We start from the raw sequence: 13371 nt of genomic DNA on the forward strand, positions 1-13371 counted from the left end.
CCTCGGCTCGGACGTCCAGGGACGCCGCACGATCGGCGGATGGGCACGCTGGTGGGGGTACCCCTCACTCCGCCAGCCAGTGTCGGACGCGGCCGATGAGGTCGTTGGTGTCGACGGGCTTGGTGACGTAGTCGTTGGCGCCCGAGGCGAGGCTCTTCTCCTGGTCGCCCGGCATCGCCTTGGCGGTGACGGCGATGATGGGCAGCTCCGCGTACTGGGGCATGGCGCGGATCTCGGCGGTGGCGGTGTAGCCGTCCATCTCCGGCATCATCACGTCCATCAGGACCAGCGCGATGTCGGGGTGGGCGAGCAGCATCTCGATGCCCTTGCGGCCGTTGTCGGCGTGCAGGACCTGGAAGCCGTGCAGCTCCAGCACCCCGCTGAGGGCGAAGAGGTTGCGCGCGTCGTCGTCGACGACCAGCAGCGTACGGCCGACGAAGGCGTCGTCCACGACATGGGCGGCCGGACGGTGCGGTTCCTCGGAGCGGACCAGCGACAGCACGTCACCCGGCTCCTCGGCGGACAGGTGCAGCGTGATGCGTTCGCGCAGCTCGTCGAGGCTGGAGAGGAAGTCCAGGGGCCGGCCGTCCGCGCCGGCGCGCAGCCGCTGCTCGTGGGCCAGGTCGACCCGGTGCCCGGTGTGCACCAGCACCGGCACGCTGGCCAGTGCCGAGTCGCCCCGCATGGCCTCCAGCAGGTGGGCGCCCTCGTCGTCGGGCATGCCGAGTTCCAGGACGACGCAGTGGCAGGGCTCGGCGGCCAGTGTGCTCGCCGCCTCCTGCGCCCCGACCGCCGTGATGATGTCGATCGGCCCGTGAGGGTCGTCGGGATCGGGCGCGAGGTCGGCGACCGCCCGTTCGGCGACGAGGGTCAGCAGCCCGCGGGGACGCTCCTCGACCACCAGCAGGCGCCTGCGGCGCTGCTCGGGCCCCTGGGCGACGGGGGTTTCCGCCCCCTGCGCCGGCGCAAGCTCCGCGGTGGTCGTGGCGTGGGGCTGCTCCAGCGGCCTGCCGCCGTCCAGCAGATCCTCGAAGTCGTCACGGGCGACGGGCAGATACAGCGTGAAGGTGCTGCCCTGACCGGGCGTGCTGTCGACGGTGACGGCGCCGCCGAGCAGATGGGCGATCTCCCGGGTGATGGACAGGCCCAGGCCGGTGCCGCCGTACTTGCGGCTGGTCGTGCCGTCCGCCTGCTGGAACGCCCCGAAGATCGTCTCGAGCTGCTGCTGGGGGATGCCGATGCCGGTGTCCTTCACGCGGAAGGCCACCACCGGGCCGCCGCGGTGGACCCCCGCGGGCACCTCCCGGTCCGCGGCGGGCTCGATGTGCAGCTCCACGCCGCCCTGCTCGGTGAACTTCACCGCGTTCGACAGCAGGTTGCGCAGGATCTGCCGCAGCCGGGAGTCGTCGGTGAGCAGGTCGGCGGGGGTGCCCGGCGCGGTGGCCACCGTGAACTCCAGGCTCTTCTGTGTCGTCATCGGCCGGAACGTGGCCTCGACGTACTCCAGCAGCTGGCGCAGGGGGACCCGCTCGGGAGCGACGTCCATCTTGCCGGCCTCGACCTTGGACAGGTCCAGGATGTCGTTGATCAGCTGGAGCAGGTCCGAGCCGGCGGAGTGGATGATGCCCGCGTACTCGACCTGCTTGGGGGTGAGGTTGCGGGAGGGGTTCTGCGCCAGCAACTGGGCGAGGATCAGCAGGCTGTTGAGCGGGGTGCGCAGCTCGTGGCTCATGTTGGCCAGGAACTCCGACTTGTACTTGGAGGCAAGGGCCAGCTCCTGGGCGCGGGTCTCCAGTTCCTGGCGCGCCTGCTCGATCTGCAGGTTCTTCGCCTCGATGTCGCGGTTCTGCGAGGCCAGCAGGGACGCCTTCTCCTCCAGCTCGGCGTTGGAGCGCTGCAGTTCGTCCTGCTGGACCTGCAACTCCTCCGAGCGGGCCTGGAGTTCGGCGGTCAGCCGCTGCGACTCGTCCAGCAGCTCGTCGGTGCGGGCGTTGGCGACGATGGTGTTGAGGTTGACGCCGATGGTCGGCATCAGCTGGCTGAGGAAGTCCTGGTGGATCTTGGTGAAGCGGGTGACGGAGGCCAGTTCGATGACGCCGAGGACCTGCTCCTCCACGACGATCGGCAGCACGACCAGGGCGCTGGGTACGGTGTGCCCGAGTCCGGAGGAGATGGTGACGTAGTCCGGCGGCAGTTCCTCCACGCTGATGGGCTTGTGGTTGCGCGCGGCCTGTCCGACCAGCGAGCGTCCGACGGGGATGCGCTCGGGCCGGTCGGTGTCGTCGGGGTAGCCGTAGGAGCCCACCAGCCGCAGTTCATGGCCGCGTGCGCTCTCCTCCGCCAGGTAGAAGGCGCCGTACTGGGCGCTGACCAGCGGCGTGAGCTCGTCCATGATGAGCTCGGCGACCACGGGCAGGTCGCGGTGGCCCTGCATCAGGCCGGAGATGCGGGCGAGGTTGGTCTTGAGCCAGTCCTGTTCCTGGTTGGCCCGGGTGGTCTGCCGCAGGGACTCCACCATGGAGTTGATGTTGTCCTTCAGCTCGGCGACCTCGCCGGAGGCCTCCACCGTGATCGAGCGGGTCAGGTCACCCTCGGCGACCGCGCTGGCGACCTCGGCGATCGCACGGACCTGCCGGGTGAGGTTGCCGGCCAGTTCGTTGACGTTCTCCGTCAGCCGCTTCCAGGTGCCCTCGACGCCCTCGACCTCGGCCTGTCCGCCGAGCCGGCCCTCGCTGCCGACCTCGCGGGCCACGCGGGTGACCTCGGCCGCGAACGACGACAGCTGGTCGACCATCGTGTTGATGGTCGTCTTCAGCTCCAGGATCTCGCCGCGGGCGTCGACGTCGATCTTCTTCGACAGGTCACCGTTGGCCACCGCGGTCGTCACCAGGGCGATGTTGCGCACCTGCCCGGTGAGGTTGTTCGCCATGGAGTTGACGTTGTCGGTGAGGTCCTTCCAGGTGCCGGCCACGTTCGGCACGTGCGCCTGTCCGCCGAGGCGGCCCTCGGTACCGACCTCGCGGGCGACGCGGGTGACCTCGTCGGCGAACGCGGAGAGCGTGTCGACCATGGTGTTGATGACGTCCGCGAGGGCGGCGACCTCGCCCTTGGCCTCCACGGTGATCTTCTGCGAGAGGTCACCGCGGGCGACGGCCGTGGCGACCTGGGCGATCGAGCGGACCTGACCCGTCAGGTTCGACGCCATCACGTTGACGTTGTCGGTCAGGTCCTTCCAGGTGCCCGACACGCCCCGCACGATGGCCTGTCCGCCGAGGTTGCCCTCGGTGCCGACCTCGCGGGCGACGCGGGTGACCTCGTCGGCGAACGCGGAGAGCTGGTCGACCATCGTGTTGATGGTGTTCTTCAGTTCGAGGATCTCGCCGCGGGCGTCCACGGTGATCTTCTGGGAGAGATCGCCCTGCGCCACCGCGGTGGCCACCTGGGCGACGTTGCGGACCTGCGCGGTGAGGTTGCCGGCCATGAAGTTCACGGAGTCCGTCAGGTCGCGCCAGGTGCCCTTGACGCCCTTGACGTCCGCCTGACCGCCGAGCCGCCCCTCGGTACCGACCTCACGCGCGACGCGGGTGACCTCGTCGCCGAAGGCGGAGAGCTGGTCGACCATCGTGTTGATGGTGTTCTTCAGTTCGAGGATCTCGCCACGGGCGTCCACGGTGATCTTCTGGGACAGGTCGCCCTGGGCCACCGCGGTCGTCACCTGGGCGATGTTGCGGACCTGGGAGGTGAGGTTGCCCGCCATGAAGTTGACCGAGTCGGTCAGGTCACGCCAGACCCCGCCGACACCGGGCACCTGGGCCTGTCCGCCGAGCCGGCCCTCGCTGCCGACCTCGCGGGCGACGCGGGTGACCTCGTCGGCGAAGGCGGAGAGCTGGTCGACCATCGTGTTGACGGTCTCCTTCAGCTGCAGGATCTCGCCGCGCGCGGGCACGTCGATCTTCTGCGACAGATCGCCCTTGGCGACCGCCGTGGCCACCTGGGCGATGTCGCGTACCTGCGTGGTCAGATTGCCCGCCATGGCATTGACCGAGTCGGTCAGATCGGCCCAGGTGCCCGAGACGCCCGGCACCTCCGCCTGACCGCCCAGCGTGCCCTCGGTGCCCACCTCGCGCGCCACCCGCGTCACTTCGGACGTGAACACCGACAGCTGGTCCACCATGCCGTTGAAGACCGTGGCGATGTCGCCCAGCAGGCCCTCACCGTCCGACGGCAGCCGGGTGCCGAAGTCACCGTCCCGTACGGCGGTCAGCCCGGCCAGCAGCTGCCGCAGCTCCTGCTCACCCGGGGCCCGCTCGACGGCCTCGGTCGTCCTGCTCGCCATGCGTACCCCTTGTTCCGCTCCCCAAGAGCCCTCACCCCGAGGACCCGGAACCGCGCCGGGGCCGCGTACGACCCCGCCCCACCGTCCGCGTTTACGCAGTTCACGGAGCGGCCCGATGAGAAAATCCGGTGAAGATTAACGCAGTTGTCGTGCGACAACCAAAGCCTCAAAAGAACATCGCAGCCGGCTCGAAATTCCGCGACCCGAGCTGCATGAAGGGTGTCTTCCCGGGTACACGGGCTGGTTTGCCGACCGGGTCGCACCGGGCCGGGCGGGGGATCAAAATCGGCCACTTGTCCGTCCGGCGCGCAAGAATGTGATGAGAAGCAGAATCCGGGGTATCCGCCAGCCCGAGCGGCTGGCAGGCCGCGAGTCGATACGAGGGAGAGGCATCCATCATGACGGCGGCGTTGACGACCGAAGCCGGGACGGACCAGCTGTCGGAGGTAGCCGACCCCATCAACGTCACCCCTCGCGACGCCCGCGAGCTGACCCGGCACTTCCTGGCCCGGCTGGCGGAGCTGGAAGAGGGCACCCCGGAGTACCAGTACGCGCGCAACACGCTGATCGAGATGAACATCTCACTCGTGCGCTACGCCGCCTCCCGGTTCCGCAGCCGCGGCCCGGCGGAGATGGAGGACATCGTCCAGGTCGGCGTGATCGGCCTGATCAAGGCGATCGACCGGTTCGAGGTCTCGCGCGAGGTGGAGTTCACCTCCTTCTCCATCCCCTACATCGTCGGCGAGATCAAGCGGTTCTTCCGTGACACCTCCTGGGCCGTCCACGTGCCCCGCCGACTGCAGGAGGCCCGGGTCCAGCTGGCCCACGCCACCGAGGAGCTCAGCAGCCGCCTGGGCCGCACGCCCACGGTGGCGGAGCTGTCGCAGCTGATGAGCCTGTCGGAGGAGGAGGTCATCGAGGCCCGCGTCGCCTCCAACGGCTACAACTCCTCCTCGCTCGACGCCGCCGTCTCCACCAGTGAGGACGGCGAGGGCGTGCTCGCGGACTTCATCGGCACCGAGGACGCCGCTCTGGAGCTGGTGGAGGACTTCCACTCCCTGGCGCCCCTGATCGCCGAACTCGACGAGCGGGAGCGGTTGATCCTGCACATGCGCTTCGTGGAGGAGTGCACCCAGGCCGAGATCGGCAAGCGTCTGGGCATCTCGCAGATGCATGTCTCCCGCCTGCTCAACCGTCTTCTGGCCCGGCTGCGCGCGGCCCTGCTCACCACGGGCTGAGCCTCAGGAGGCCGGCGCGTCCCGGCGGTCCGAGGCCGGCCACACATAGGGCAGATCGTCGGGCACTCCGGGAAACAGCTCGCCGTAGACGGCGGGGTCCTTGCGGACGAGCGCCGAGCGGTGACTGCGGTGGAACCGCTCGTCGCCCAGCCAGGGCGGCAGTTCCCGCTCGGCGGCCAGCCGCCCCTGCTCACGCACGGCATGTCCCGGGCGGTGTGCCGCGAAACCGGCGACGAGCGAGGCGGCGCAGCTGTCCTGGTGCCCCAGTTCGCGCCACACCCGGCAGATCTCCAGCCCGTAGCGGACGAGAGCCTCCTCGTACCCGGCCCACATCCGCACTGCCGGGTGCCGACGCCAGCCGTAGCCCGGCACGGTCAGGCCGCGCAGCACCTGAAGCGCCTCGACGCGTTGCTTGCCCAGGCGGCGGCGGTCCAGGAGCTGGGCCGTCGTCCTGAAGTCCGGGTCGGGGAGGAAGGTCTGCATGGTCGCCCTCCGTCATTCTCTGGCAGCACGGGCGAGGTTGACGTCGATGACGCGGTGCCAGTCGGCGGGGTCGGAGGCGGCGAACGGGCCGCCCTCGGCTATGCCCGCGTTCGCGATCACGGCGGACGGGGGCCCGAGGCGCCGGCGGATCTCGCGGGCGACGTCGGCCAGCGCGCCCGGGTCGGTGACGTCGACGCCGAGGGAGAGGGCGGGCGTGGGAAGGGAGGCCGCGACGGCGTCGAGCGTGGGCGTTTCGTGGCCGAGCAGGGCGAGGCGGGCACCCCGTTGGGCGCACGCGCGGGCGAGTGCCGCGCCGAGGCCGCGCGCGGCCCCGGTCACCACCACCGTCCGGTTCTGCAGCGGACTGCTGTGCGTCGCCATGACACGTCCCTTCGGTGCGGGGCGGCATGTCCTCTACCAGCGCTTCCCGCCCGGGGCCGGTGTCGGATGCACGAGCGGCAGGACCGCGCTGCGCGGCACCGGCTGTGTGGTCACCGCTCCTTCCCGGTGCGGTCGCGGTGGGCCAGGATCCGTTGGGCGCGTGCCAAGCCGGGGGGCCGGTTGCGGCGCAGGGCGGCGCGGGCGGCGTTGGCCCCGGGCGCGCCGTGGACGCCTCCGCCCGGGTGGGCTCCGGCGGAGGCGAGGAACAGACCCGTCACGGGCGTCTCCGGCCGTCCCGTGCCCGGCACGGGCCGGAAGACCAGCTGCTGGTGAAGGGCGGTCGTGCCGCCATTGATGGCGCCGTTGTACAGATTGCCGTCGAGTGACTGGAGAGTCGGGGGTGCCAGCACGCGGCGGCCCCGGACCAGCGCCCTGAACCCGGGCGCGAAGCGTTCCACCTGGTCCTCGACCCGGTCGGCCATGCGGTTCTGCTCGTCGGTGTCCCAGATGCCGGTGATGCCGTCGCCGCCGGCGTCACCGGCGATGTCCTGCGGGACGTGGGTGTAGGCCCAGGCGGACTCGGTGCTGTCGGGGGAGCGGGACGGGTCGGCCGTGGTCATCTGCCCGAAGAGCAGGAAGGGGCGGTCCGGTACCTGGCGCATGGCGATCTGGGCGGCGAACCGGGTCAGTTCGTCCATGCCGTCGGCCAGATGCACCGTACCGGCCCGGGAGGCCTGCCCGGCCCGCCAGGGCACGGGGCCGTCGAGAGCCCAGTCCACCTTGAACGTGGCGAAGTCCCACTGGAAGCGCCGGAGGTCGGCCAGGAGCTGGTCGGGAAGGTGCTCGGGGTCGACGAGGTCGCCGTACAGGGCGGGTACGGACACGTCCGCCAGCACGGCCCGGCGCGCGGCGGCCGTGTCACCGCCTGCCGTGCGCACCCCCACGGCCCGGCCGCCCCGGACGACCACGGATTCCACGCGCTGTCCGCAACGGATCCGGCCGCCGCGGGCCTCCAGGCGGCGGATCAGGGCCTGGCTGAGGGCGCCGGATCCGCCGACGGGTGCGGGGAAGCCGTAGGTCTGCCCGAGCATGCACATCAGCCAGCCGAACCCCCCGCTGCCGGCCGATTCCGGGGCGAGGTCGGCATGGAGCGCGTTGCCGGCCAGCAGCAGCCGGCCGCCCTGTCCCGCGAACTCCTCTTCGCCCATGCGGCGCACCGGCAGGGCGAGGGTGCGCGCCATACGCAGACCTCCCGCCGCCCGCAGCCTTACGGCCAGGCGTGTCGCCGCGCGCAGCGGCGGGAACGGCGTGAACAGCGCGTTCAGCAGGTCGGGCTGCAGGCGGTCCCAGACGCGGTGCAGCCGGTGCCAGGCGGCGCCGTCACCGGGCGCGAACGTCTCAAGGGAGGCGGCGGTGGCGTCGATGCTCCGCTCGAGGACGGCGCAGCTGCCGTCGGTGAGCGGGTGCGCCAGCACGCTGGGCGCGTGGCTCCAGCGCAACCCGTGGTCCTGCAGGCGCAGTTCGGCCAGGACGGGGGAGGCGGCGGCCAGCGGGTAGAAGGAGCTGAAGAGGTCGTTGACGAACGCGGGGTCGACACCCCGGTCATGGCGTACCGCGCCGCCCGGCTCGGGCTGTTCCTCCAGCACCAGTACGCTCCAGCCGGCGTCGGCCAGCAGGTTGGCGGCGACCAGACCGTTGGGTCCGGCGCCGATCACGACGGCGTCGGTCATGGCCCGCCCTCCCGGCCCCCGGCCGTCGCTGCGGGCTCCGGGGCCTTCTCGCCGCACTCCTCACGGGGCCCGGCCTCGCACAGCCGGGCGAGGCGACCGAGCATCGCCCGGTGACGCAGATGGATCAGCGGCTCGAACGTCACGTTGTGCAGTCGGCCCCCCGCTCCCTGGAGGGGGTGCTCGTCGACGATCACCAGGCAGTGATCGCCCCAGGGCCGCAGTTCGATGGCGATGCGGGCCGTGCCCAGGGGCCCGGCGTGTGCCTCCAGCTCGAGCCGCCTGTCCTCCTCGCAGTACCGCACGATGGTCTCGTTGACCAGCCGCAGCGGCCCCAACCGCACCTGGAAGCGGATCGCCGCGTTCTTCGCGGGCCACTGGCCGCGGACCGGGCGGGAGGCGGACGTTCCCACCACCCACTCCGCATACCTGGTGCCGTCGGCGAGCACCGCCCACACGGCGCTGGGACTCACCTTGATCAGACGATGGCGAACGGCCACACACGCCTCCCGTGCTCACGGCCGATATGATCATCGGCCCCCGCCGAGTGCCCCGCACGACGAAGCCCAACCCGAACGACCGTTCACCCGTGGGGCCGCTACTGCACATGCCCTCCCGGGTGTCCCCCGAACTGTGCAAAAGGGCAGCGGTTGACATCTCCCACGCCAGGGGTGGCTAGGCCTTTGGGGCTACCCGAACCCGCGCCCCACCGTAGGAGGTACGCCCCCATGGCAGGCAGATCCCGTGCGCGCGCCCGCAACGCCACCCTGGTCACGCTCGGCACACTCGTCCTGACCGCGCTCCACCCGGCCGCGTCGGCCCAGCCGCTGTCCAGCCCCGCCCCCAGTGCCGCCCAGACCCTCGGAGCCGACAAGCCGTCCGCCCAAGTCCTGCGCGCGCTCGAGCGAGATCTGCGCCTGACGCCGACTCAGGCGTCGGCCCGCCTGGTCAACGAGGCGGAGGCCGGAACCCGGGCCGGCATCCTGCACAACGCCCTGGGCACCCGCTTCGCCGGCGCCTGGGTCAAGGGCGCGACCTCCACCCAGCTGAGCGTCGCCACCACCTCCCGCGCCGACTTCCCGGCCATCCGGGCCCAGGGCGCCAAGCCGGCCCTCGTCCGCTGGACCCTGAACGACCTGCGCACGGCCCAGAGCAAGCTGGACAAGGCGGCCGCCCACCGGATCACCGCCAACACCCCCGTGTGGTACACGGACGCCCGCACCAACCGGGTGGTCGTGGAAGCCAGAAGCCGTTCGGCGGCAGCCGCGTTCGTCAAGGCCGCCGGCGTCGGGGCCGACCGCATCCGCGTCCGCGTCACGGCCGACCGCCCGCGCCTGCTGAAGGACCTCGTCGGCGGGGACGCCTACTACATCGACGCCACCGCCCGCTGCTCCATCGGATTCTCCGTCACCAAGGGAACCCAGCGGGGCTTCGTCACCGCCGGCCACTGCGGCAGGTCCGGGGCGAAGACCACCGGTTTCGACCAGACCGACCAGGGCACCTTCCGGGCCTCCACCTTCCCCGGCAAGGACATGGCCTGGGTGGGCGTCAACGCCAACTGGACCGCCACCCCCGACGTCAAGGCGGACAACGGGCAGACGGTGCAGGTCGCCGGCTCGGCCGAGGCACTGGTCGGCGCGTCCGTGTGCCGCTCCGGTTCCACCAGCGGCTGGCACTGCGGCACCATCCAGCAGACGGACGCGACCGTCAACTACGCCGAGGGCACCGTCAACGGCCTGACCCAGACGAACGTGTGCGCCGAGCCCGGTGACTCCGGCGGCCCCTACATCTCCGGCGCGCAGGCGCAGGGCACCACCTCGGGCGGTTCCGGCGACTGCACCAGGGGCGGCACCACCTTCTTCCAGCCCATCAACGCGACGCTCGGCGACTTCGGTCTCACCCTGAAGACCACCGGCCAGACCGCCGCCTCGCAGACCCCCGGCACGACCGACGCCTGGAGCGCGGGACGCGTCTACCGGGTGGGCACCACGGTGACGCACGGACAGGCCCGCTACCGGTGCCTGCAGACCCACCAGGCGCAGAGCGTCTGGGCCCCCGACGCCACGCCGGCCCTCTGGCAGCGTCTGTGAGACCCGCGCTCCGCCCGGGTGCGACATCACGTCGCACCCGGGCGGAGCCGGTACGGCGCTAAGCGCCCGCCAGCAGTCCGTACGCGGTCGCCACGAACGGGTCGTTGGCCCGAAACCGCCGGGTGCACACCGCCACCAGCGCGGTGGCGGTGTCCGGTCGAAACCCCAGGAACGCCTGCTGGCCGAGCGTGAGCCCGCTGTGGAAGTACAGCGGCCCACCAGCGGTCGGATGCCGGAACCAGCCCACCGTGTGCACATGCCGGTGCCCCAGCCCGCGCCGCAGCACGGGACGCCGTACCGCACCGAGAGCGCCCTCCAACGGCGCACCGGCGGGCCGGAGATGGGCTTCGAGGAACGTGAGCAGGTCGTGCGGGGTGGCACGCACGGCGCCCGCGGCCTGGAAGCCGCCCGCGTCGAAGGCCGGTGTCGGCGTACGGCCGTCCTTGCGGTGCCCGACCGCGTCGGCGCCCGGCTCGTCCGGCCGTGTCGCCGAGGCCGAGGGGCTCAAGCACCCGCGTGGACAGAAGGTCCTCCCACGAGGTGTTCGTGACCGTGGCGAGCGCGTGCCCGAGGACGGCCACCCCGAAGTTGGAGTAGTGCCAACGCGTCCCGGGGCGATGCCGGCCTGCCCTTCTTGGGCCGCGGCGTCGGCGGCGACAGCAGGAGGGATGTCGTGCCGGACGAGAGCGCCGGTGCGGCGCATTCCCTGCTGTCCCGGTACACGCCGTCCGGCTCGGCGGGGTCGAAGCACCGCCTCGAGGTCGACGTCACGCACACGGACCTCGTCGGTGATCTTCTGTGGCGAAGCCATACCACCATCTCCTCATGTGGTTGTGGGTTCGGCTCACACCCCTAGCGTCCCGTTCATCCTATATGACATGGAAAGAACGGAAAAATAGCACTTCCATGTTCAACTTCAAGCAAGTCAGCGACCGCCGACCGGTCGCACCACGCGCGTCGTGGAGACCACGCCCGGCAACCCCTTTCGGCCCGTGAGCAGGCCCTCGCCGGAAGGATCGCCCTTGAGGTGCTTGTCGAAGAAGGCGAGGGCATAGGCGCTCAATGCGTCCTGCTGCGTCCGGGGACCCAGTTCGTGGTCGGCGCACGTGCTGTCGTCCTCGCCCAGGGCGGCGGGAGGGGTCCACTGCGTGTTGAAGAAGTTGTGGTTCCCGTCGCGCAGGGAGACGGAGTAGGCCGGTTGACCGGTGAGACCCTCCACGTCGTCCAGGTACTGCTGCCCCCTCTCCCCGACGGCGCCGTCACACCCGGACGTCACCACGGCGACCGGAGTCCGCGTGATGAGCGTGTCGCTGTTGTCCCCCTCCGGGACGTCGAACTTCACCGGCGCCAGGGCCAGTACGGCGCCGACGCGCACACCGCCGGGAACCTCGCCCCGGTGCTTGTCCGAGGCCTCCCACATCACCCCCTTGCCGGCGCGCGAATGCCCCAGCGTCCCGACGCGCCGCATGTCCAGATGCCCGCGCAGCACGGGGAGTTGCCGGGCCAGCGGACCGCCGCCCAGGTCGAGTCGCCGTAGCAGGCGCAGATGCTCGTTGATCAGACGCGCCCGGTCCCCGTAGTCGTACGACGTCATGTTGATGCCGTCGGCGCTCAGGGACACGACGACGAAACCGCGCGCCGCGAGCGCCTGCCCGAGATAGTCGTAGCCCCGGTGACTGGGGTACGGCTCACCCTTCTCGCACGGCCAGCTCTGGGCGTCGGTGTCCGTGCACGCGTACCAGGAGCCGTGCGACATCACCACCACCGGCAGCCGCCCCCGCAGCCGGCCCGGATAGTGCACCACGGCGCGTACCTCGCTGACCGTGCCGGTCTGCGGATCGGTGAAGGCGCTGTCGCCCAGGTCGTAGGAGGCCGTCACCACCCGCGCGCCGGCGTCCGCGTCGACGGCCGCCGGCGGCTTCACGGCGTTCGCGGCGGCCGCCGTGGCCGAGGACGTGAGCCCGGCCCCCAGCAGCACGGCGGCCATCAGCGCCCCGCCCACCGGCAGACGTAATCCGGCGGGCCGGCTCGCTCGTTTCGACATCCTCGTGACTCCTTGTCGTCCACCCGCACAGGGAGGCGCCCCTGTGCTCGTCGCGCGGCGGTTGCTTGCCGCCGCACTCCTGGAGACGAAACAGGAGCCTCATGGGTTGGACCGACTTCCTTGAGTCACACGGGAGTTACGGCAGCGGGGTGCCGCCGGTCGCGTTGAGGATCTCCGCGGTGATGAAGCTCGCCTCCTGGGAGGCGAGATAGACGTACGCCGGGGCCAGTTCGGCGGGCTGTGCGGGACGGCCCATGGGCGCCTGTTTGCCGAACTCCGCCGTGTCCGGCATCGTGGCCGGGATCAACGGCGTCCAAACCGGCCCGGGCGCAACGGCGTTGACGCGGATGCCGCGCTCCGCGACCATCTGGGCCAGCCCCTGCGTGAAGGTGACGATCGCGCCCTTGGTCATCGCGTAGTCCAGCAGATGCGGACTGGGCTTGTACGCCTGTACGGACGTGGAGTTGATGACGCTGCCGCCTTCCGGGATGTGCGGCAGGGCGAACTTGGTCAGCCAGAACATCCCGTACAGGTTGGTCCGCATGACGCGGTCGAACTGCTCGGTGGTGATGGCCTCGATGCCGTCGGGCTGCGACATCTGGAAGGCCGCGTTGTTCACCAGGACGTCGATGTGCCCGAACTCCGCGACGGCCCGGTCGATCAGCGCCCGGCAGTTGTCCTCCTCGCGGATGTCGCACGCGACGGCGACCGCCTTGCGCCCCGCGTCCTCCACCAGCCGCGCCGTCTCCCGCGCGTCGTCCGCTTCCTCCTCCAGATGCGTGAACAGTACGTCCGCACCCTCACGCGCGAAGGCCAGGGCCACGGCCCGTCCGATACCCGAGTCCCCGCCTGTGATCACCGTCTTGCGGCCCGACAGGCGGCCGGTGCCGCGGTAGGACTCCTCACCGTGGTCGGGCGGCGGGTCCATCGGCCCGGTCCAGCCCGGATGCGGCTGGTCCTGGGAGGGGAACTCGGGCTGGGGATGCTGGGTGGTCGGGTCCTGCTGCACGTTCTGCTCGTCGCTCATGCCGGCCTCCTGTTCGTCCGGGCGGTACGCACAGGCCACTGGGTT

At 71.2% G+C, this 13371-nt stretch carries 8 protein-coding genes and 3 pseudogenes; 2 read left to right on the forward strand and 9 right to left on the reverse strand.

From position 1 onward, the window contains the following. Positions 1 to 64 precede the first annotated feature (64 nt). Complete coding sequence (locus tag ACWCQ1_RS28650) at positions 65 to 4336, reverse strand: HAMP domain-containing protein (RefSeq protein WP_358601454.1); 4272 nt, start codon at positions 4334 to 4336, stop codon at positions 65 to 67. Positions 4337 to 4734: 398 nt separating this feature from the next. Here ACWCQ1_RS28650 and ACWCQ1_RS28655 point away from each other — a divergent pair, with 398 nt between their 5' ends. Further along, the gene (locus tag ACWCQ1_RS28655; protein WP_133042556.1) at positions 4735 to 5574 is read left to right on the forward strand and encodes a SigB/SigF/SigG family RNA polymerase sigma factor; all 840 of its coding nucleotides are present in this window, start codon (positions 4735 to 4737) and stop codon (positions 5572 to 5574) included. A gap of 3 nt (positions 5575 to 5577) precedes the next feature. Here ACWCQ1_RS28655 and ACWCQ1_RS28660 read toward each other — a convergent pair whose 3' ends face one another. The 4 genes and pseudogenes from ACWCQ1_RS28660 to ACWCQ1_RS28675 all read right to left on the reverse strand — a co-directional run bounded on the left by ACWCQ1_RS28660 (position 5578) and on the right by ACWCQ1_RS28675 (position 8665). Beyond that, a complete protein-coding gene (locus ACWCQ1_RS28660) occupies positions 5578 to 6057 on the reverse strand; it encodes an MSMEG_6728 family protein (protein ID WP_451027678.1) in 480 nt (159 codons plus the stop codon). A 21-nt stretch (positions 6058 to 6078) separates the two neighbouring features. After that, positions 6079 to 6438, reverse strand: a pseudogene (locus tag ACWCQ1_RS28665) (SDR family NAD(P)-dependent oxidoreductase); the annotation flags it as partial. A gap of 110 nt (positions 6439 to 6548) precedes the next feature. Continuing rightward, positions 6549 to 8168: a phytoene desaturase family protein gene (locus ACWCQ1_RS28670; RefSeq protein WP_451027679.1), complete on the reverse strand. Its 1620-nt coding sequence runs from the start codon at positions 8166 to 8168 to the stop codon at positions 6549 to 6551. After that, positions 8165 to 8665: an SRPBCC family protein gene (locus tag ACWCQ1_RS28675; RefSeq protein ID WP_133042553.1), complete on the reverse strand. Its 501-nt coding sequence runs from the start codon at positions 8663 to 8665 to the stop codon at positions 8165 to 8167. Before ACWCQ1_RS28675 ends, ACWCQ1_RS28670 begins: the two co-directional genes overlap by 4 nt. A gap of 228 nt (positions 8666 to 8893) precedes the next feature. On the opposite strand from ACWCQ1_RS28675, the gene ACWCQ1_RS28680 reads away from it, so the two are divergent. After that, the gene (locus ACWCQ1_RS28680; RefSeq protein ID WP_451027680.1) at positions 8894 to 10255 is read left to right on the forward strand and encodes a trypsin-like serine protease; all 1362 of its coding nucleotides are present in this window, start codon (positions 8894 to 8896) and stop codon (positions 10253 to 10255) included. 58 nt (positions 10256 to 10313) lie between these two features. Here the strand turns inward: ACWCQ1_RS28680 and ACWCQ1_RS28685 are convergent. The 4 genes and pseudogenes from ACWCQ1_RS28685 to ACWCQ1_RS28700 all read right to left on the reverse strand — a co-directional run bounded on the left by ACWCQ1_RS28685 (position 10314) and on the right by ACWCQ1_RS28700 (position 13326). Further along, positions 10314 to 10836: pseudogene (locus tag ACWCQ1_RS28685) on the reverse strand (serine hydrolase). 46 nt (positions 10837 to 10882) lie between these two features. Further along, positions 10883 to 11066: pseudogene (locus ACWCQ1_RS28690) on the reverse strand (hypothetical protein); the annotation flags it as partial. Positions 11067 to 11180: 114 nt separating this feature from the next. Continuing rightward, positions 11181 to 12299 carry an alpha/beta hydrolase family protein gene (locus tag ACWCQ1_RS28695; protein ID WP_358601442.1) on the reverse strand — a complete coding sequence of 373 codons (1119 nt, stop codon included), beginning with the start codon at positions 12297 to 12299 and terminating at the stop codon, positions 11181 to 11183. A gap of 136 nt (positions 12300 to 12435) precedes the next feature. After that, positions 12436 to 13326: an SDR family oxidoreductase gene (locus ACWCQ1_RS28700; RefSeq protein ID WP_133042550.1), complete on the reverse strand. Its 891-nt coding sequence runs from the start codon at positions 13324 to 13326 to the stop codon at positions 12436 to 12438. Between the last annotated feature and the right edge of the window lie 45 nt (positions 13327 to 13371).

Source organism: Streptomyces sp. NPDC002144, assembly GCF_053593695.1.